The following is an 18,548-nucleotide window of genomic DNA, read 5'->3' as shown; positions in this document are numbered from 1 at the left end:
TCGGCAATGACCATCGTGCCGCCAATCCCTTGGCTTACGAGGTCTCCCGGGCTTTTGTCCCGCCGTGCACCCGGCGGGATGTCTCCCCTACCGGTGGCAGCTCTCGGACCAGCCACGCCTTGCGACGCCGGAACCCTAGCCACCAACTCTGCAACTATCGAAGCAAAGTGCGTGCCAAATTATAAATCATTGATTTCGTTGAGAGGGCGATGGCCTCTATTCGCTTGAGGATGTATAGTGCATGCACTTGCCCAGAAAATGTGCGCATTCTGCCGCCGGCTTAGGCGCTGGTTCTTTTTTGCCCAGTTTAAGAACAAGCAACCGGCAGAGGACGCAAACGCCGAATTGCGGCTAGTTCCGGAAGGTGCCGGAGGGGATCGTCGTTACCAGTCGGATATCGCGGCGGAAATTCGATGGCGACATGCCGGCGATGTGGCGGAAGGATTTGTTGAAGGCGCTGATCGAGCCGAAGCCGCTGTCCATCGCCACCTGCAGCACGTTGGCGCCTTCGCTCATCAGCATCGCCTGGGCGCGCGACAGCCGTAGCAGCGTCACATATTTGCTGAGCGTCATGCCAGTCGATCGCTTGAACAGGTTCATCGCATATTTCGGATGCAGGTCGGCTGCGCGGGCGATATCGACCGAATCGATGTCTTGCAGGAAATTGGCGGCGATGAAATCGCACATGCGCGCGACGCTGCGCGAGGAATGCGGATGCGGGTGATCCCCTTCGAGATTGACGATCGCCTGCGACGTCATCGAATAGGGTTCGAGCGCGATCCGCTCGATGCGCAGCAGCAACTCGTCGACGGCGTGCTGGGCCTTGGCGGAATCGCCGGAATTGGCATAGCGGAACCAGCGGGTAAAGTTCTCGTTGTCGGCGGCATCCGTTGCCGAGGTCACCAGCGTCTCACCCTTCATCAGCCGGCTGGAAATACCGATCGGCAGGCGCAACCGGAAGAAATAGACGAGCGGCAGATGGGCGCCGGCATAGAGCGAATCGTCTGAGGATTCGTCCATTTGGTGCGGCTGACCACCCCAGAAGAGGCACATTTCGCCGGCGTTCAGCCGGAATTCGTGATCGCTCATCCGGTAATGCACGGTGCCGCGCATCACATAGTTGACCTCGACCTGCGCGTGCCAGTGCGGCATGGCCATGACGGGCGGATGGGCATGGAACATCTGCAGCGCCGTTGGCAATCCCTCGATGCTGCTCGCGCCGGGCTGATAGATTGCACGTGTGCCGACCTTACTTTCCGCCAAATTCATATTCCCTTTTTAGGAGACACCCGCTCCCTTGCAGATAGTCTAACCGCGTTCGTGAAAGATCGGCAATTGAAAAGGGAGGATTTTCAATGCGCTTCAAACTTCTCGCTGCGACCGCAGCTGTCGCAGTGCTTGCTTCCGGCTCCGCATTCGCGCAGTCGGCCAATCTCACCATCTGGAGCTGGAATGTCGCCGCGTCGGCATTGAAATCCACGCTTCCAGGCTTCAACAAACAGTTTCCCGATATCAAGATCACCGTCGAGGACCTTGGCAACGCCCAGGTCTTCGATAAGACGCTCGCGGCCTGCGCCGCCGGCGGCGACGGCTTGCCCGACATCGTCAGCATCGAGAATTTCGAAGCTGAAATCTTCTGGAGCCGTTTTCCCGATTGCTTCGCCAATCTGAAAGAGCTCGGTTACACACCCGAGATCCAGGCGAAATTCCCCGAATTCAAGCGCACCGAGCTTGAAGTCGGCGATGTCGCCTATGCCATGCCGTGGGATTCCGGTCCTGTCGCCGTCTTCTACCGCCGCGATCTCTACGAAAAGGCCGGCGTCGATCCGAGCACCATCAGCACCTGGGACGATTTCATCGCTGCAGGCAAAAAGATTTCCGCCGCCAATCCCGGCGTCGTCATGGCGCAGGCCGACTTTAACGGCGACAGCGAATGGTTTCGCATGATCGCCAACGAGCAGGGCTGCGGCTATTACTCGACCGACGGCCAGTCCATCACCATTAACCAGCCGGCCTGCGTCTCCTCGCTGCAAAAGGTGAAGGAAATGAAGGATGCCGGCACGCTGACGGCAGCCAATTGGGACGAAAAGATCCAGGCCAATACCGCCGGCAAGGCCGCGAGCCAACTGTATGGCGGCTGGTACGAGGGAACCGTTCGCTCGACCTCGCCCGATCTCAAGGGCAAGTGGGGCGTCTACAAGATGCCGAGCCTGACGGCCGATGGCCCGCATGCCGCCAATCTCGGCGGTTCGTCGCTCGCTATTTCGGCGACCTCCGCAAATAAGGAAGCGGCCTGGAAATTCGTCAACTACGCCCTCGGCACGAACGAGGGCCAGGTTACGATGCTGAAGGAATTCGGTCTGGTGCCATCGTTGCTCTCGGCCGTACAAGATCCCTTTGTCAACGAAGCACAGCCCTATTGGGGCGGTCAGAAGGTCTGGGCCGATATCCTCGCGACGCTGCCGAAGATCGTACCGAGCCGCGGCACCGCCTTCCAGAGCGATGCCGAAGCCATCTTCAAGGCGACGCAGGCGAAGTTCTTCTCCGGCGGCTATCCCGATGCGAAGGCGGCTCTCGACGATGCCGCCAACCAGATCGCTTCGGCGACCGGCCTTCCGATCGCGCAGTGAATGACGAAGCCGGGCGCTTGACGCGCCCGGCTCTCCGTCCGCCGCAAGGCGGCTGGTCATTCGTTGGTTTTGTGAGGAGGAGGCTCGATGCCATTCAGAACCCGGAGCGCCTATGCGTTCCTCGCCCCATATCTGCTGGTCTTTGCCACCTTCTGGGTCTGGCCGATCATCAATTCGTTCCTGATTTCCTTTCAGAACACCCGCATCAACCCGTGGAAATATAGTTTCCAGGCCAATTGGGGCCGGCTCTTCTACGACCCGGCCTTCTACAATGCCCTCTACAACACGCTGATCATCCTGGTGATCCAGGTGCCCGTCATGATCGCGCTCGCGACCGTTATGGCCGTAATGCTCAATTCGCCGCTGCTGAAAGCGCGCCCGCTCTTCCGCTTCGCCTTCTTTGCCCCTGTCGTCGTCGGCGAAGTCGCCTATGCCGCAGTATTTCGGCTGATGTTCAGCCTCGATTTCGGGATCATCAACAAGCTGATCTCGGCCGTCGGTCTCAGCCCGGTCTCCTGGTTCGACAATGCGAATGCCGCCATGGCGCTGATCATCCTTGCCGTCACATGGCGCTGGGCCGGCTACAACGCCATCATCATCCTCGCCGGCCTGCAGTCGATTCCCGAAGATGTCTACGAGGCAGCGACGCTCGACCGGGTGAGCAAGATCCAGCAGTTCTTCCACATCACCCTGCCGCTGCTGAAACCGATCATCCTCTTCTGCGTGGTGCTCTCGGTGATCGGCACCATGCAGCTCTTCACCGAGCCCTTCCTGATCACCAATCGTGGCGGTCCCGGCGGCGGCACCGAAACGCTCGGTCTGCTGCTTTATCGCCAGGGCTTCACCTCGCTGAACTTCGGCTATGCCTCGGCGATCGCCTATACGATGGCCGCCCTTGCCGTGGCGATCTCGCTTCTCAATCTCTGGGTCGGGAGGGATCCGAAATGAAATCCAAATCGCAATCCCTTCTTCTGCGCCAGATCGCGTTGCATGCCGCACTGGCACCGCTGGCGCTGATCTGGCTGTTTCCGCTCTGGATGATGTTCGTCTTCTCGACAATGCCCGACAACGGCATCTTCAGCCCTGACATCGTGCTGTGGCCATCGACCAACTTCGTCGAGAATTTCAAGAACCTACAGGCCGATACCGATTTCATCGGAGCAATGGTGATCTCCATCGGCGTGGCGCTCATCTATACAGTGCTCTCGGTGCTGCTGACTTCGATGGCCGGCTGGGCACTGGCACGTTACCGTTTCGTCGGCCGCTCCGTCGTCATCGCCATCATCCTCGGCACGATCACGCTTCCCTTCTCCGTGGTCGTCATCCCGCAATTCATCATGGTGGCGCGCGAGTTCAAGCTGGCAAACACCTGGGTGGCTCTGATCGTGCCGCCGCTGTTCAATTCGCTCGGGGTGCTGTTCATGCGGCAATCCTTCTCGATGATGCCGGGCGAACTCTTCGATGCGGCCCGGGTCGAGGGCGTCAAGGAATGGCAGATCTTCCTGCGCATCGCCTTGCCGCTGGCACGCCCGACCATGGCGGCATTGGCGATCATTCTCTTCCTGCACTCGTGGAACAATTACCTCTGGCCGCTGCTGATCAATTCCAGACCGGGGATGATGACGGCGCCTGTGGCACTGGGAACGCTGATCGGCCTCACCAAGGTTTCCTGGGGCGGCATCATGGCTGGCGCGGTGCTGCTGACGGCGCCGATCCTCGTCATCTTCGTGGCTCTTCAGCGCCATTTCATCGCCGGCATCGCGGCCGGCGCAATTAAATAATCGGGAGGCTGCATGGCAGAGCTTTCACTCAGCAACATCGTCAAGCGCTTCGGCGGCTTTGAGATCATCCACGGCGCCAATCTGGAGGTGAAAGACGGCGAATTCGTTGTCTTCGTCGGCCCCTCCGGCTGCGGCAAGTCCACGCTGCTCAGAATGATCGCCGGCCTCGAGGACATTACTTCAGGCGAGCTTCAGATCGGCGGCAGGGTCGTCAACGACGTCGAGCCGGCCGATCGCGGCATCGCCATGGTCTTCCAGTCCTATGCGCTCTATCCGCACCTGACCGTCGAGGAAAATTTGAGCTTCGGCCTGCGCATGAACGGCAATCCGAAGGCCGACACCGAGCGGCGCGTGCGCCATGTCGCCGAGATCCTGCAGATTACCGAGTTGATGAAGCGCCGGCCGAAGCAGCTTTCCGGCGGCCAACGCCAGCGTGTCGCGATCGGCCGCGCCATCGTGCGCGAACCACAGGTCTTCCTGTTCGACGAACCTTTGTCGAACCTCGACGCCGAGCTGCGCGTGCAGATGCGCGTCGAGATCTCCAGGCTGCACAAACAGCTGGGGACGACGATGATCTACGTCACCCACGACCAGACGGAAGCGATGACGCTCGCCGACAGGATTGTCGTGCTGCGCGCCGGCAATATCGAGCAGATCGGCGCGCCGCTCGACCTCTACGACGATCCCGCCAACCAGTTCGTCGCCGGCTTCGTCGGCTCGCCGAAGATGAATTTCCTCAAGGCCGTGGTGGTTGAGACGCACCCGGGCAGGGCGGTGATCGCACTGGAAAGTGACCCCAATACCCGCCTGACGCTGCCGGTCGCCGATCCCATCGAAGCCGGAGCAAAAGTGACGCTCGGCACGCGTCCCGAACATTTCGTCGATGCGGGCACGGGCGATGCCGACCTCACCGTCACCATCGACGTCGCCGAACACCTCGGCAACACCAGCTATATCTACGCCACCATTGGCCCCGAGCAACTCATCATCGAGCGGCCGGAATCGCGCGTCGCCGGCAATCGCGAAACGCTGACGGTCGGCCTTCCCGCCAACCGCGCATTCCTTTTCGACGGCGCCGGCAAGCGGCTTCGCTGAACCAAATTCCAGGACAGAAAGACGAAAGAGGATTTTCCATGACTTCAGATCAACCCATCCGCTGGGGCATCATCGGCCCCGGCACCATCGCCCGCACCTTTGCCGACGGCGTCGCCCATTCGCGTACCGGCAAACTGGTGGCGATCGCCACCCGCAATCCCGCAAAGCCGGGCCTTGCCGAAAATTTCCCCGGCGCCCGCATCGTCAATGGCTATGAGGCGCTGCTCTCCGACAAGGAGATCGATGCGATCTATATCGCCGTCCCTCACACCGGCCACGCCGAATGGGCGATCAAGGCGGCACGTGCCGGCAAGCACATCCTGGTGGAAAAGCCGATCGCGCTCTCGGCCTACGATGCCGAAGCCGTTTACTACGAGGCGAAAAAAGCCGGCGTCTTCGCCGGGGAAGCCTTCATGTACCGCGTGCATCCGCAGACAGAGAAGCTGGTCGAACTCGTCAAAAGCGGCGTCATCGGCACCGTTCGCATCATCCGCTCGAGCTTCGGCTTCAACATGGGCAGCTACAAACCGGAACACCGGCTTTTCGCCAACGATACCGCCGGCGGCGGCATTCTCGATGTCGGCGGTTATCCGGTTTCGATGGCCAGACTGATTGCCGGCGCCGCGGAGGGCAAAGCCTTCCTGGAACCGGAAAAGGTCTCGGGCGTCGCCCATCTCGGCCAGAGCGGCGTCGATGAATGGGCATCTGCCGTCCTCAAGTTCCCGAATGAGATCATCGCCGAAGTCTCCTGCTCGATCATGGCGCAGCAGGACAATGTTCTGCGCATCATCGGCTCCGAGGGCCGGATCGAGGTCCAGGACTTCTGGTTCGCCTCCGGCCACAAAGGCGGCGTCGGCAAGATCGAGATCTTCAAGGGCGGCAAGCAGGAGACCGTCGAGGTCAATGAAGACCGCTGGCTCTATTCTTTCGAGGCCGATGCGGCGGGTGACGCCATCCGCGCCGGTAAGACGGAATTCAGCTCTCCCGGCATGAGCTGGGCGGATTCGATCGGAAATCTGCGTGTGCTCGACCAGTGGCGCGCCTCGGTCGGTCTCGAATATGGCGTGGAAAAGGCCAGCAAACGCACGGCCAACATCGCCGGCGGCGCGATTGCGCGCGGCAACAGCATTCCGCAGCGTCAAATTCCCGGCATTTCCAAGCCGGCTTCGGTCGTGACACTTGGCTTCGAATTCTTCCCGAACTTCGCCTCTGCCTCGCTGACGCTCGACGCCTTTTACGAAGCCGGCGGCAATGCCTTCGACACCGCCTATGTCTATGGCGGCGGCAAGACAGAGGCGATCTTCGGCGACTGGCACACCAGCCGCAACGTGCCGCGCGAGGAGATCGTGCTGATCGGCAAGGGCGCTCATTCGCCGCTCTGCTATCCCGATATGATCGCAAAGCAGCTCGACCAGTCGCTTGCCCGGCTGAAGACCGACTATGTCGACATCTATTTCATGCATCGCGACAATACCGACGTGCCCGTCGGCGAGTTCGTCGATGCCATGGATGCCGAGGTCAAGCGCGGACGCATCCGCGGCATATTCGGCGGCTCGAACTGGACAAGGGCGCGTTTCGAGGAAGCGATCGCCTATGCCGAAAAGACCGGCAAGGCGGCGCCGGCAGCGCTTTCCAACAACTTCTCGCTCGCCGAAATGCTCGATCCGATCTGGGCCGGCTGCGTTGCCGCTTCCGATGACGACTGGAAGAAATGGCTGAACGAGAAGCAGATCCCGAACTTTGCCTGGTCGAGCCAGGGCCGCGGCTTCTTTACCGACCGCGCCGGCCGCGACAAACGGGATGACGAAGAGATCGTGCGGGTCTGGTATTCCGAGCGTAACTTCGGCCGCCGCGACCGCGCCATCGAGCTTGCCAACAAGCTCGGCCGCAATCCGATTCACATCGCACTTGCCTATGTGACCGCCCAGCCCTTCCCGGTCATTCCGCTGATCGGGCCGCGCACCGTCGCCGAGCTGGAAGACAGCCTCTCGGCACTCGACATCAAGCTGACACCCGATCAGGTGAAGTGGCTGGAGGGCTGAGGCAAACGAGAGGGCGCGGTTTGAACCGCGCCCCTTGTTTTTCTACTTGCGCGGCTCGGAAGCTTTCTTCCTTGCCGCGTCGTCCATCAACTCATACCACATCGCGTTGAGGACGGCGAAGGCCGCGGCCAGCGGCAGGCCGAGCATCCATGCAAAATACCACATTGTTTCGTCTCCCTTAGAGCAATTCCAGGAAAAGTGCGAAGCGGTTTTCCGTCCGGAATTGCGTAAAAATAAAAGGTTAGAGCGGTTCTACTGAACCGCTCTAGTAGGCGTGGCTGTTCTTGTCGGTGATGGATTTCTCGTCGACCTTGCCCCACAGAACCTTGTAGACCCAGGCTGTGTAGGCAAAGATGATCGGCAGGAAGATGACCGTCACAACAAGCATGATGAACAGCGTCATGTGGCTGGAGGATGCATCCCAGACCGTCAGGCTCGATCGCGGATCAAGCGAGGAGGGCAGGATGAACGGGAACATCGAGAGGCCGACCGTCGAGATGATCCCGAAGATTGCGACCTTGCTGAAGAGCAGCGTCATGACCTCGCGTTTTGCCCGCATGGCAATGAAGGCCAATGCCGCGCCGACGAAGCCGAGGACGGGCGCGATGATCATCCACGAATGGGCGCTGTAGTTGGCGAACCATGCGCCCTCCTCCAGCGCCACGGTTTTCAGCAGCGGGTTGGAAGGGCCGATTGGGCTGATATCGCTGGTGATGCGATAACCGCCGACGCCGATCCAAAGGAAGAGACCGCCGAGCGCGAAAAGCACGATGGTCGCAAGAGCGGCGATGCTGCCATAACTTCTGGCACGTTCGGCAACCGGGCCGCTCGCCTTCAGCACCAGCCAGGCCGCACCGTGCATCGTCAGCATGGCGACGGAAAGCAGGCCGCAGAGCAGCGCATAGGGGTTGAGAAGGGCGAAGAACGAACCTTCGTAGAAGATCCGCATATCGTCGGCGAAGCGGAAGGGCACGCCCTGCAGCACGTTGCCGACAGCAACGCCGAAGATCAGCGACGGCACGAAGCCGCCGACAAAGAGCGCCCAGTCCCAGCCGTTGCGCCAATTGGCGCTTTCCCGCTTCGACCGATATTTGAAACCGACCGGGCGCAGGATGAGCGCGAAGAGGATCGCGAACATCGCCAGATAGAAGCCCGAGAAGGAGACCGCATAAAGCGGCGGCCAGGCGGCGAAGATGGCACCGCCGCCGAGGATCAGCCAGACCTGGTTGCCTTCCCAGGTGGCGCCGATAGTGTTGATCGCCACGCGCCGTTCCGTATCGGTCCGGGCAACGAAAGGCAGAAGCGTGCCGACACCGAGATCGAAGCCGCCCGTCGTCGCAAAAGCGATCAGCAGGACGCCGAGCAGCAGCCACCAGATGAGACGCAGGGTTTCATAGTCGATGAGTTCGTGAAGGATCATGGCAGTCACTCCGCGGCCGGGACGAGGGTTTCGGAAATCAGAATCGCCTCCGGCTCCTCGTCCGGCTCCGGTCCTTGCTTGATCGCCTTGATCATCAGGCCCATCTCGATGACGATCAGCGTCGTGTAGATCGCCGCAAAACCGATGATGGTCAGAAGCACGGTGCCTGCGCCGAGGCTGGAGACGGCGGCGGCCGTCGGCAGAACGCCTTCGATCACCCAGGGCTGGCGGCCGAACTCGGCGACGATCCAGCCGAGTTCGATCGCGACCCAGGGCAGGGGGATCGCCAGCACGGCGATCTGCAGAAGCAGCGGATACTTGTCGAGATGTCGGCGCGCCGACAGCCAGAAGAAGGTGGCGGTCAGCAGGATGAAGAAGATACCGAGACCGACCATGATGCGGAAAGACCAGAAGAGCGTCGGCACGTGCGGGATCGTATCGCGTGCTGCCTGAACGATCTGTTCCTCGGTCGCCTGACGCGGATCGTCGACATAGCGCTTCAGAAGAAGAGCATAACCGAGATCATGGCCGAGATCCTCGAAGGAGGTGCGCACTTCCTGAGCAACCTGATCTTGTGCCGGCGCCGAACGGATCTGCATCAGAGCGTCGTAGGCCTTGATGCCGTCGCGAATGCGGGTTTCGGCTTGCTGTTCGAGCTTGTCGATGCCGGGGATTTCGGTCGTCAGCGACCGCGTGCCGATCAGGCCCATGACCCAGGGAATGTGCACGGCAAAATGCGTTTCGCGCGCCTCCTGGTCGGGGAAGCCGAAGGCGGTGAACGCCGCCGGCGCCGGTTCCGTCTTCCACATGCCCTCGATCGCGGCGAGCTTCATCTTCTGGTTTTCGGTGGCGAGATAACCGCTCTCGTCGCCAAGGACGACGACTGATAGAGCCGAGGCGAGGCCGAAGGAGGCCGCGACCGTCATCGAGCGCTTGGCAAGCTCGATATGCCGGCCCTTCAGCACATACCAGGCAGAAACGCCAAGCACGAAGATCGAGGCGCAGACGTATCCCGCCGATACCGTGTGGACGAATTTTGCCTGGGCAACCGGGTTGAAGACCACGTCGAAGAAGCTTGTGATCTCCATGCGCATCGTCTGCGGATTGAGCGCCGATCCCACGGGGTTCTGCATCCAGCCATTGGCGATGAGGATCCAGAGGGCGGAAAAATTCGAGCCGAGCGCCACCGCCCAGGTGGCGACCAGATGGCCGACCTTCGACAGCTTGTCCCAGCCGAAGAAGAACAGCCCGACGAAGGTCGCCTCGAGGAAGAAGGCCATCAGGCCTTCGATCGCCAGCGGCGCGCCGAAGATGTCGCCGACATAATAGCTGTAATAGCTCCAGTTCATGCCGAACTGGAATTCCATGACGATGCCGGTGGCAACGCCGAGCACGAAGTTGATGCCGAACAGCGTGCCCCAGAATTTCGTCATCTGCCGCCAGATCTGGCGGCCGGTCATGACATAGACGGTTTCCATGATCGCCAAGAGCACGGACAGGCCGAGCGTCAAGGGCACGAATAGAAAGTGGTAAAGCGCCGTCAGCGCAAATTGGAAGCGCGATAACGCGACGATATCTAGTTCCATTGTCTTTCTCCCACGGTCCCACGGGGTACAGGGCGTTCCTCAGCGCCGACCGGCGCGTGAGGGCATGCAGTTCGCTCAGTCCGGCCGAAGCCGGTCGAGCGCCTTTTCGAACGCCGCCTCTCCGCGGCGCGAAATTTCTGTGATGCGACCGCCTTCGATGACGGCGATGCGGTCTGCGATCGCTGCCTCCCGGCGGATATGCGTGGCGATCACCAGCGAGCGGCCCGCCGCCATTGCCGACAGCCGGAGGAGCACGTCGCGAGCGGTGACGCCGTCAAGGCCCTCGGTCGGCTCATCGAGCAGCCAGAGCGGCGTATCGCGTAGGAGGAGGCGGGCAAGCGCCAGCCGGCGCGACTGGCCGCCGGAAAGTCCGAGCCCGCCTTCGCCGAGCGGCGTATCGATCCCCCGCGGCATGGCCTCGATATTGGCAAGCAGGCCGGCGGCAGCGAGCGTTTCGCGAAGACGAGCCTCATTCGCATCCGGGTTCGCAAGGAGCAGGTTGCCCCGCAGACTGTCCTCGAAAAGTTGTGTCCGTTGCGTGAGCAGCGTCGCCGTCATCGCGGCAACGTTTCCGGTCCTTGCTGGCAATTCGCCGGAAAGGAGAGCAAGCAGGCTCGACTTGCCGGCGCCGCTGCTGCCAATCACGGCCAGGTGTTCGCCTTTTGCAAGCGCAAGCTCGATGCCCTGGAGCGCCGGTACGGCGGAGTTTTCATGGAAGGCCGACACCTTCGCCAGCGAAAAGGCGTATCCCGGCAACGACGCCGCCAATGGTTCGGGTGCCGCCGCGACGACAAGCTGCGGCGCGATGCGCCTTGCCGCAAGCAGCGTCCTGCCGAGTTCCAGGGCGCCACGGCGCAGCGCTGCGAAGGGTTCGACTGCCGCAAAGGCGACGAGCAGGCCGAGTGCGGCGACAGGAGCGGTAATCATCTTCGTTTCCGCAAGTGCCGCGACGGCAAGCAGTGACGCCGTCAGCAGCAGGGTGGATACGAGACCGAAGCCGAATGTCAGGCCGGTCTCGACGCGGTTCAGCCGGTCGTCGGCGCGGGCGGAGTATTGGTCTGCCGCGGCAATCGTCTCCCTCTGTGCGGCAAGCCGGCCGGCCATCAGCAGATCGGTCTGACCGGCGACGAGATCGATCGTCCGCGACCGCAGCGCCTCGATGCCATGGGCGCGTTGGCGGGCATGTTTGCGCGCCGCCCGGCCAGCGATCAACGGCAGGCCGAGGCCGGCACCGGCGAGAAAAAGGCCGAAGCACAGGCCGAACACGGGATGCATCAGCCCTAGCACGAGGCTTGCCGCCAGCGCTGCACCGATCGCGACAGCAGCCGGCACGAGGATACGCAGGTAGAGGGAATCGAGCGCATCGATATCGGCCGTCAGCCGGAAGAGCAGCCGTGCGGGACGGTGTGACAGCGCGCGGGCAGCACTCGGTTCGGCAAAGCCGCGAAACAGCCTTTCGCGCAGGGCGGCGAGCACGCCGAGCGTTGCGTCATGGGTCGCAAGCCTTTCGCCGTAGCGCGCGGCCGTGCGGACGATGGCGAGCAGGCGGATGCCGGCTGACGGCGCAAAGACGTCGAAGGTGATGGCGGCAGCGGCCGAAAGGCCGGCGAGCGAGGTGGCGGTGATGAACCAGCCGGAGAGGCCGAGCAGGGCGATGCCGGCAGTCACCGTCGCGGCCGAAAGTGCTGCGCCGAGCAGCAGCGCACGCCGGCGCTCGGCAAAGAACAAGCGCAGGATCGGCTTGAGGTCGGCAGCAAATCCACTCATTCGGCGGCCTCCCTCATAACAATGCTGGCATCGACGCGCATGGCGCGATGCATGCGGGCGGCAAGCAGCGGATCGTGGGTCGCAACGATCAAAGTGCGGCCCCTGGCGAGCGAAAGCAGGTTCTCGGTCACCTCGGCGGCGGTGGCGGCGTCGAGATGCGCAGTCGGCTCGTCGGCGAGGATAATCCGGAGATGCGGATTGCAGGCGGCCCGCGCGATCGCCAGCCGCAGCGCCTCGCCGCCGGAAAGTCCGATCCCGCCTTCGCCGAGCGGCCGCTTGCCATAGGCGGCGGCGACTTTTCCGAGCCTGGCGGCGCCGAGGGCATCCGTCACGTCGCCATGCAAGATACCGGGCCTGCCGAGCGCGATATTGCCGGCGATGGTGCCTGCGAAAATATGCGGTCTTTGGCCGATCCATGCCATGCTAGCGCGCAAGGCGGCGGCGGTGTCATCCGCAAGTTCGATGCCGCCTATGACGATGCGGCCGCCGGTGCAGGGCGCCAGTCCTGAAATCAGCGAAAGAAGCGTCGACTTGCCGGAACCGCTGGCGCCAAGAAGCGCCAGATGTTCGCGGGCCGCGATATCGAGGTTGAAACCGTCAAGGATCAAAGGTTCGTCGGCGTTGTAGCGGAAATCGACATTCTCAAGACGGATGGACGGCGCTTCGGCGGCGGTAGATGCCGCTGGCGCGACGTCGGCGGCTCCTCGAATGGACAGGCCGCCGGCAGCGAGAGTGTCCAGGGCCTTGAGCGCCGCTTCACCGGCCGCCCGATCGTGCCAGACAGCCGAGAGTTCGCGCAGCGGTTCGAAGAAGGCCGGTGCGAGCAGCAGGATGAACAGTCCTTCGGTCAGGTCGAGCCGACCTACCCAAGTGCCGAAGCGGATCTCGCCGAGCAGGCTGAAACCGACATAGACGGCAATCATCGCCACGCCGAGTGCGGCGAAAAGCTCGAGCACCGCCGAGGACAGAAAGGCGATCTTCAGTACCGCCATGGTGCGTGCTCGCAGCGACTCCGCCTCGCGACGCAGCCGCAGTGCGGTTGCATCCACCGCGTCGAGCGCACGGATGGTCGCCAGTCCGCGCAGCCGATCGAGCAGGAAGCCGTTGAGGCCGCCGGTCGCGACGAGTTGCCTTTCGCTGGCCGCCTGAGCACGCCAGCCGATCAGCGCCATGAAGATTGGGATCAGCGGCGCGGCAAACAGCAAAACCAGAGCAGCGATCCAGGAGACCGGAAGGATGAAGGCAAGGATGACGAGCGGCACGAAGCCCGCCTTCATGCGCGCCGGCTGAAAACGGGCGAGGTAAGGCACGATCAGTTCGGCCTGTTCGCCAATGACACTTGCGGCTTTGCCGGAGGCGGGCCGGCCGCGATCGACCGGCGACGACATGGAAAGTACCGTGGCGGCGATCTGGCGCCTGCGGCTGAGTTCGGCACGGGCGGCCTGAAAAGCCAGGCGGCCGCCGGCCGCGTCGAGACAGCTTCTTGCAAATCCGAGGGCGAGGATGCCGAGGGCGGGCCAGAGAACGTCACGCAATCCGCCGCCATCGGCGATGCGGCCGACCGAGACGGCGAGCAATGCGGCCTGCGGGATCCAGACGGCGGCGGCCAGCGCCTGCAGCATCGCTGCCCGGCGCAGCCCGCCTTTGACATCATCGGGGCGGGTGACAGGCGAGACCGTATCGCCGTCCGGCACCGGCTCGGCGCCCCGTCCGTCCTTCGCGTCGAAGAAAGCAGTGCCCATGGCGCTAACTCTTGTTCGCAGGATTTGGCCGGCGGCTGCGGCCGAGCGAAACGACCCGGTCCTTGGCCTCCAGAAGCTTGGTCACTTTCGCGCCCAGCGAGAGTAACGTTGCGAGCCTTTCTGTTTCAAGTTGTTTTACGTCTTCATACCAATGCGTCAGCTGCTCGATCAGCGTGTGCATCTCGCTCATGCGTTGCTGCGCATGCCGCTCGGCGTCGCTGGCCGGCCGCTGCATCAGGATCTCACGCAGAACCGACAGCGTCGGATCGACTTCACGCTTCTTTCGCTCCTCGGCGAGCGTCCTCAATATGTGCCAGACATCGTCCGGCGTGGTGAAGAAATCGCGGCGGTCGTCCGGCTTGTGTTTCAGGATGACCAGGTTCCAGGCCTGCAGTTCGCGCAGGCTCATCGAAACATTGGAGCGCGAGATGCCGAGCGACTCGGCGATCTCCTCGGCGCAGACCGGCGCGGGCGAGACGAAGAGCAGGGCATAGATCTGGCCGACCGTACGGTTGATTCCCCAGCGCGACCCCATTTCGCCGAAATGGAGAACGAAGGACTGAACGAGAGGCGGAAGGTTCATGGTCGTTTCCGTTGCGTCTGTAATTTCAGAAATTTCTGAAATCACTATACTGACTTTCGCGTCTCGCCGGCTATCGGCAAGGCATGCCTGCGTCAATTTGCATGTCCGTTCATTGATCGTCGGCTAGATATAGCCTGATGCGACGTCACTGGATTTGACTTGGGTCAAATCCACAGCACTTTACCGCAATGACGCAGAAACGCCCGGCGATGCGCTTTGCCTGCCGGGCGTTCTGGTCGGATTGAGATGTCTAGGCCGCTGCTGCTGCCCAGCTTTCGTTCAGGAATGCCGTCCGGCTCAGATCAAGCCAGCCAGGATGCCGACACCAGCAATGGCGGCAATGCCACCTGCCGTGCGCGTCACGAAGACGCCCTGGCGTTCACCGGCGCGGCCGATGACGTAACCAAGGACGAGACCGGCGACATGCAGCAGCGCCGTCGCGGCCATGAAGCCGGCGGCATAGGCGGCACCGGCGGCATTTTCCGGCATTTCCGCGCCATGTGCATGACCGTGGAAGATGGCGAAGAGGCCGATCATGCCGAGTGCTGCGGCGAGCGGCGCCTTGACTTTGAGCGCAACGACGGCGCCGAGGACGACGACGGAAAGCGCGATGCCAATTTCAACGAAGGGAACATTGATGCCGGCAACGCCGAGCGCACCGCCGAGCGTCATCACCAGAACGAAGGTCGTCGGCACGAGCCAACTGGCCCGGCCACCGAGCTGAAACGCGAAAACACCGACCATCACCATGGCGAGGACATGATCGAGGCCAGAGATCGGATGGACAAAGCCATGACTGAAGCCGGCAGCTTCGCCGATGGCGGGATGGGCATAGGCGACGGCCGGAAGCGCTGCGGCAGCCAAGGCAAGCAGACCGCTCTTGAGTGCTGATTTCATTGCTCATTCCCTCGTGAGTTCGAATTCCTGCGGCCGCCGAACACAGGCATGGTTCCAAGTCGCGTGCATCACGCTAGTTCAAAGAATTCGCGCCGTCAACGAAAATGCCATGAAATACCGAGCCAATTCAATTGCTTATCTGATAGGCAGATGCCGTTTTCGATAGCTTCTCTCAGCGCGCGGCACCTCAAGATCGAACTGGAAACGGTCCCGCACAGCGGCTATCAATCGTCTGGCAGAGAAGGTGCAAAGCGCCGCGACGGAGGAAACGCCCATGACGAATACCGAACGGCCGCTGGCGATCAGTGCACCCGAGCCACGCACGCTCGATCTGATTTTCAGCGACAAGGCGCGCGCCGAACTGCTGGCGAAATATGAGATCGTCGAGGCCGATCCCGAGAATATCGCCGGTCTCGGCGACGACATCCTCGGCAAGGCGCGTTACATCATCGGCCAACCGCCACTTTCGGCGGAAACGCTGTCCAGAATGCCGGCCTTGCGCTCGATCCTCAATGTCGAAAGCAATCTTCTCAACAACATGCCCTATGACGTGCTTTTTCAGCGCGGCATCCATGTCGTCACGACAGGGCAGGTCTTTGCCGAACCGGTCGCCGAAATCGGTCTCGGTTTCGCCCTGGCTTTGGCCCGCGGCATCGTCGACGCGGATGTCGCTTTTCGTCAAGGCAACGAACTCTGGGGAGGGGAGGGGAATGCAAGTGCGCGGCTGGTCGCCGGCTCAGAGATCGGCATCGTCGGCTTCGGCGATCTCGGCAAGGCGCTGCGCCGGGTGCTTTCCGGCTTCAGGGCGCGCATCCGGGTATTCGACCCCTGGCTGCCGCAATCGATCCTCGAGGAAAACGGTGTAGAGCCGGCAAGCATGGAGGACGTGCTGACGAAGAGTGATTTCGTCTTCGTCGTCGCGGCCGTCACCAGCGAAAACAAGGGATTTCTCGGCGCGGACGCCTTCGCCAGCATGCGCAAGGGCGCGGCCTTCATCTTGCTCAGCCGCGCCGATGTCGTCGATTTCAATGCGCTGATGGCGGCCGTCTCGTCAGGCCATATCGTCGCGGCGAGCGACGTCTACCCTGAGGAGCCGCTGCCTTCCGATCATCCGGTGCGGAGCCTGAAGGGCTTCATCCGCTCGGCGCACCGGGCCGGCGCGCTCGACAGCGCCTTCAAGAAGATGGGCGACATGGTGCTCGAAGACATGGACCTGATGGATCGCGGCCTGCCGCCGATGCGCTGCAAGCGAGCGGAACGCGAAACGGTTTCGCGCATGCGTTCCAAACCGGTCGCGGTGAATTAGGCCAGAAGAGGCGCGCCACTCAGGCGGCGCGCTGCTCGGCGCCTTGGATCGCGGCGAGCTTCCAGTCGGCGCTCGGCTTGCGCACGAAGGTCCATACCTCGGTGCTTTCGCTCGGGTGGCGATCGTCGCCGGAAACGATCCGGCCGCTGTCGCGTTCGACCATGGCATCGATCGAGGAATAGCGCATGGCGAGCGTCGCATATTCCTGACCATCCTCGCGCCAGGCCTCGGCAATATCGCCCTGCAGCAGCTTGACGTCGGAGACGCGGTTGCGCACGCCGTTGGTGGCGTTTTCGCCGAGTTCCTCGGCAAGATAGGACATGGCCTCAGGCGTCGTCAGCCGACGCAACGTGCCGTAATCTTCGGCACCGTAGGCGGTCTGCACTTGGGTCAGCAGTTCCTCGAACTGATCGAGATCGGCCTGAGCCAGCCCGATCTCGTCGCTCGGGCGGTTGCCGCGCGAGGACGAAGCTGAACCGGCGCCCGAACCGATCGCCGGAATCTGGAAGGACGAGTTGCCGGCAGGCGACATGCCATAGGATGGCTGGCCATAGGATTGTGGAGAGGATCGGCTCTGGCCGCCGACGCCGTAGGAAGGCTGGCGGCGGTTGGCGAAATAACGCATGGCGAGCATGACGGCACCGCCGATCAAGGCGATCTGCAACAACATGCCGAGAAAACCGAAGCCGCCGCCGAACCCGTGACCGAGCAGCATGCCGAGAAGGCCACCGGCAATCAGGCCGCCGATCATCGAACGGCCGAATCCGCCGAACATTCCAGGGCGCTGAGCGCCGAGGGGCTGTTGCGCGGTAGCCGGCGCGGTGGTCTGCGGACGTGGCGTCATCGATCGTTCGATCGGTGCTGCGGTTCCAGGCGCGGTGCTGGTGACAGGCGGGGCCTGGAAGGTGCGCGTGCCGCGGCTTCCGAAACCGCCGCTGCCGGCGCGGCGCGCCTCGGCATCGTCAAGGGAAGCAAAAACGGTAGCGCTCGTCAGAGCGGCAATGGCCGCGATCTTGGCAAAACGCGAAACGGCACTCGGCATTCCTGATCTCCTGTCATGCGCAATCACGGCATGTCGAGATGTAATATAGGGACTCTTTCCGCCGTGTGAAGCTCTTCGGCGCCATTACTGACAGACGTCGACCCAGCTGGCGCCGGTCAGCTCCGCCAGCCGTCCGGTGGCGATGCGCACGGCCGAGTTCGTCGAGCCGGCCGCCGGCACGACTTCATCAAAGCGTTTCAGCGAGATGTCACAATAGATAGGCAGCGGCGAAGGCAGGCCGAAGGGGCAGACGCCGCCGACCGGATGGCTGGTGACTGTCACAACCTCTTCGGCATCGAGCATGCGCCCCTTGGCTCCGAAGGTGTCCTTGAACTTGCGATTATCGAGCCGCGCCGTGCCGCCTGCAACGACCAGCATCATCTGCTCGCCGACGCGCAGGCAGATCGTCTTGGCGATCTGGGCCGGCTCGACGCCATGGGCTTCGGCGGCAAGCGCCACCGTCGAGGAGCTCTCGGCGGTTTCGATGATTTCGATATCGGGTGCGTGGGCGTGCAGGAAGGCGCGAACGGATTCAAGGCTCATGGGATGGACGTGCAAAAACGATGATCGGAGGATACGATGGATGCAGAAATCCAAGCATGATTCCGTAGCCTAAAGTTCCGGGCAATTCAATCAAGGCGCGGCGCGTTCGCTTGG

General features: G+C 62.3%; 16 protein-coding genes and 1 riboswitch. Of the genes, 6 read left to right on the top strand and 10 right to left on the bottom strand.

The window, feature by feature from the left end; translation table 11 throughout:
• Positions 1 to 41: 41 nt before the first annotated feature.
• Positions 42 to 150: riboswitch (guanidine-I (ykkC/yxkD leader) on the bottom strand.
• Between the two features lie 201 nt (positions 151 to 351).
• Positions 352 to 1,269: a helix-turn-helix domain-containing protein gene (locus tag G9X64_RS08955; protein ID WP_168307808.1), complete on the bottom strand. Its 918-nt coding sequence runs from the start codon at positions 1,267 to 1,269 to the stop codon at positions 352 to 354.
• 86 nt (positions 1,270 to 1,355) lie between these two features.
• Between G9X64_RS08955 and G9X64_RS08950 the strand changes: the two genes are divergently transcribed.
• The 5 genes from G9X64_RS08950 (at position 1,356) to G9X64_RS08930 (ending at position 7,548) form a co-directional block, all read left to right on the top strand.
• A complete protein-coding gene (locus G9X64_RS08950; protein WP_168316111.1) occupies positions 1,356 to 2,630 on the top strand; it encodes an extracellular solute-binding protein in 1,275 nt (424 codons plus the stop codon).
• 87 nt (positions 2,631 to 2,717) lie between these two features.
• Positions 2,718 to 3,578 carry a carbohydrate ABC transporter permease gene (locus G9X64_RS08945; RefSeq protein ID WP_168307806.1) on the top strand — a complete coding sequence of 287 codons (861 nt, stop codon included), beginning with the start codon at positions 2,718 to 2,720 and terminating at the stop codon, positions 3,576 to 3,578.
• On the top strand, positions 3,575 to 4,411 hold the full coding sequence (locus G9X64_RS08940) for a carbohydrate ABC transporter permease (RefSeq protein WP_011649800.1): 837 nt from the start codon (positions 3,575 to 3,577) through the stop codon (positions 4,409 to 4,411). Before G9X64_RS08945 ends, G9X64_RS08940 begins: the two co-directional genes overlap by 4 nt.
• Positions 4,412 to 4,423: 12 nt before the next feature.
• Positions 4,424 to 5,506, top strand: coding sequence for an ABC transporter ATP-binding protein (locus G9X64_RS08935; protein WP_171376422.1), 1,083 nt, complete (start codon positions 4,424 to 4,426; stop codon positions 5,504 to 5,506).
• Positions 5,507 to 5,544: 38 nt separating this feature from the next.
• On the top strand, positions 5,545 to 7,548 hold the full coding sequence (locus G9X64_RS08930) for an aldo/keto reductase (RefSeq protein WP_168316113.1): 2,004 nt from the start codon (positions 5,545 to 5,547) through the stop codon (positions 7,546 to 7,548).
• A gap of 42 nt (positions 7,549 to 7,590) precedes the next feature.
• Here G9X64_RS08930 and cydX read toward each other — a convergent pair whose 3' ends face one another.
• The 7 genes from cydX to G9X64_RS08895 form a co-directional block, all read right to left on the bottom strand.
• Positions 7,591 to 7,713 carry a cytochrome bd-I oxidase subunit CydX gene (gene cydX / locus G9X64_RS08925; protein WP_024320108.1) on the bottom strand — a complete coding sequence of 41 codons (123 nt, stop codon included), beginning with the start codon at positions 7,711 to 7,713 and terminating at the stop codon, positions 7,591 to 7,593.
• A 100-nt stretch (positions 7,714 to 7,813) separates the two neighbouring features.
• On the bottom strand, positions 7,814 to 8,968 hold the full coding sequence (cydB, locus tag G9X64_RS08920) for a cytochrome d ubiquinol oxidase subunit II (protein ID WP_168316114.1): 1,155 nt from the start codon (positions 8,966 to 8,968) through the stop codon (positions 7,814 to 7,816).
• A 5-nt stretch (positions 8,969 to 8,973) separates the two neighbouring features.
• Positions 8,974 to 10,554 carry a cytochrome ubiquinol oxidase subunit I gene (locus G9X64_RS08915; protein ID WP_171376421.1) on the bottom strand — a complete coding sequence of 527 codons (1,581 nt, stop codon included), beginning with the start codon at positions 10,552 to 10,554 and terminating at the stop codon, positions 8,974 to 8,976.
• Positions 10,555 to 10,629: 75 nt separating this feature from the next.
• Positions 10,630 to 12,321 carry an amino acid ABC transporter ATP-binding/permease protein gene (locus tag G9X64_RS08910; protein WP_171376420.1) on the bottom strand — a complete coding sequence of 564 codons (1,692 nt, stop codon included), beginning with the start codon at positions 12,319 to 12,321 and terminating at the stop codon, positions 10,630 to 10,632.
• Positions 12,318 to 14,063: a thiol reductant ABC exporter subunit CydD gene (gene cydD, locus G9X64_RS08905; RefSeq protein WP_168307799.1), complete on the bottom strand. Its 1,746-nt coding sequence runs from the start codon at positions 14,061 to 14,063 to the stop codon at positions 12,318 to 12,320. The genes G9X64_RS08910 and cydD overlap by 4 nt, the downstream gene beginning before the upstream one ends.
• A 4-nt stretch (positions 14,064 to 14,067) precedes the next feature.
• Positions 14,068 to 14,646 carry a GbsR/MarR family transcriptional regulator gene (locus G9X64_RS08900; protein WP_024320112.1) on the bottom strand — a complete coding sequence of 193 codons (579 nt, stop codon included), beginning with the start codon at positions 14,644 to 14,646 and terminating at the stop codon, positions 14,068 to 14,070.
• A 297-nt stretch (positions 14,647 to 14,943) separates the two neighbouring features.
• Positions 14,944 to 15,543, bottom strand: coding sequence for a HupE/UreJ family protein (locus tag G9X64_RS08895; RefSeq protein ID WP_168307798.1), 600 nt, complete (start codon positions 15,541 to 15,543; stop codon positions 14,944 to 14,946).
• Between the two features lie 274 nt (positions 15,544 to 15,817).
• Here G9X64_RS08895 and G9X64_RS08890 point away from each other — a divergent pair, with 274 nt between their 5' ends.
• Entirely contained in the window at positions 15,818 to 16,849 is a 1,032-nt protein-coding gene (locus tag G9X64_RS08890) for a hydroxyacid dehydrogenase (RefSeq protein ID WP_168307797.1), read from the top strand.
• 19 nt (positions 16,850 to 16,868) lie between these two features.
• Here G9X64_RS08890 and G9X64_RS08885 read toward each other — a convergent pair whose 3' ends face one another.
• Entirely contained in the window at positions 16,869 to 17,891 is a 1,023-nt protein-coding gene (locus tag G9X64_RS08885) for a Tim44 domain-containing protein (RefSeq protein WP_168307796.1), read from the bottom strand.
• A gap of 84 nt (positions 17,892 to 17,975) precedes the next feature.
• Entirely contained in the window at positions 17,976 to 18,434 is a 459-nt protein-coding gene (locus G9X64_RS08880; protein ID WP_171376419.1) for a YbaK/EbsC family protein, read from the bottom strand.
• Positions 18,435 to 18,548: the final 114 nt, after the last annotated feature.

It is taken from the genome of Rhizobium sophorae (assembly GCF_013087515.1).
GTDB classification, from domain to species: domain Bacteria; phylum Pseudomonadota; class Alphaproteobacteria; order Rhizobiales; family Rhizobiaceae; genus Rhizobium; species Rhizobium sophorae.
The sequence above is the reverse complement of the archived record's forward strand: the minus strand, read 5'-3'. Positions and strand labels throughout refer to the sequence as shown.

Excerpts from the sequence above, each read along its gene's own strand:
- G9X64_RS08955 (WP_168307808.1), bottom strand. The coding sequence starts at position 1,269 with ATGAATTTGGCGGAAAGTAAGGTCGGCACACGTGCAATCTATCAGCCC.
- G9X64_RS08950 (WP_168316111.1), top strand. The coding sequence starts at position 1,356 with ATGCGCTTCAAACTTCTCGCTGCGACCGCAGCTGTCGCAGTGCTTGCT.
- G9X64_RS08945 (WP_168307806.1), top strand. The coding sequence starts at position 2,718 with ATGCCATTCAGAACCCGGAGCGCCTATGCGTTCCTCGCCCCATATCTG.
- G9X64_RS08940 (WP_011649800.1), top strand. The coding sequence starts at position 3,575 with ATGAAATCCAAATCGCAATCCCTTCTTCTGCGCCAGATCGCGTTGCAT.
- G9X64_RS08935 (WP_171376422.1), top strand. The coding sequence starts at position 4,424 with ATGGCAGAGCTTTCACTCAGCAACATCGTCAAGCGCTTCGGCGGCTTT.
- G9X64_RS08930 (WP_168316113.1), top strand. The coding sequence starts at position 5,545 with ATGACTTCAGATCAACCCATCCGCTGGGGCATCATCGGCCCCGGCACC.
- cydX (WP_024320108.1), bottom strand. The coding sequence starts at position 7,713 with ATGTGGTATTTTGCATGGATGCTCGGCCTGCCGCTGGCCGCGGCCTTC.
- cydB (WP_168316114.1), bottom strand. The coding sequence starts at position 8,968 with ATGATCCTTCACGAACTCATCGACTATGAAACCCTGCGTCTCATCTGG.
- G9X64_RS08915 (WP_171376421.1), bottom strand. The coding sequence starts at position 10,554 with ATGGAACTAGATATCGTCGCGTTATCGCGCTTCCAATTTGCGCTGACG.
- G9X64_RS08910 (WP_171376420.1), bottom strand. The coding sequence starts at position 12,321 with ATGAGTGGATTTGCTGCCGACCTCAAGCCGATCCTGCGCTTGTTCTTT.
- cydD (WP_168307799.1), bottom strand. The coding sequence starts at position 14,063 with ATGGGCACTGCTTTCTTCGACGCGAAGGACGGACGGGGCGCCGAGCCG.
- G9X64_RS08900 (WP_024320112.1), bottom strand. The coding sequence starts at position 14,646 with ATGAACCTTCCGCCTCTCGTTCAGTCCTTCGTTCTCCATTTCGGCGAA.
- G9X64_RS08895 (WP_168307798.1), bottom strand. The coding sequence starts at position 15,543 with ATGAAATCAGCACTCAAGAGCGGTCTGCTTGCCTTGGCTGCCGCAGCG.
- G9X64_RS08890 (WP_168307797.1), top strand. The coding sequence starts at position 15,818 with ATGACGAATACCGAACGGCCGCTGGCGATCAGTGCACCCGAGCCACGC.
- G9X64_RS08885 (WP_168307796.1), bottom strand. The coding sequence starts at position 17,891 with ATGCCGAGTGCCGTTTCGCGTTTTGCCAAGATCGCGGCCATTGCCGCT.
- G9X64_RS08880 (WP_171376419.1), bottom strand. The coding sequence starts at position 18,434 with ATGAGCCTTGAATCCGTTCGCGCCTTCCTGCACGCCCACGCACCCGAT.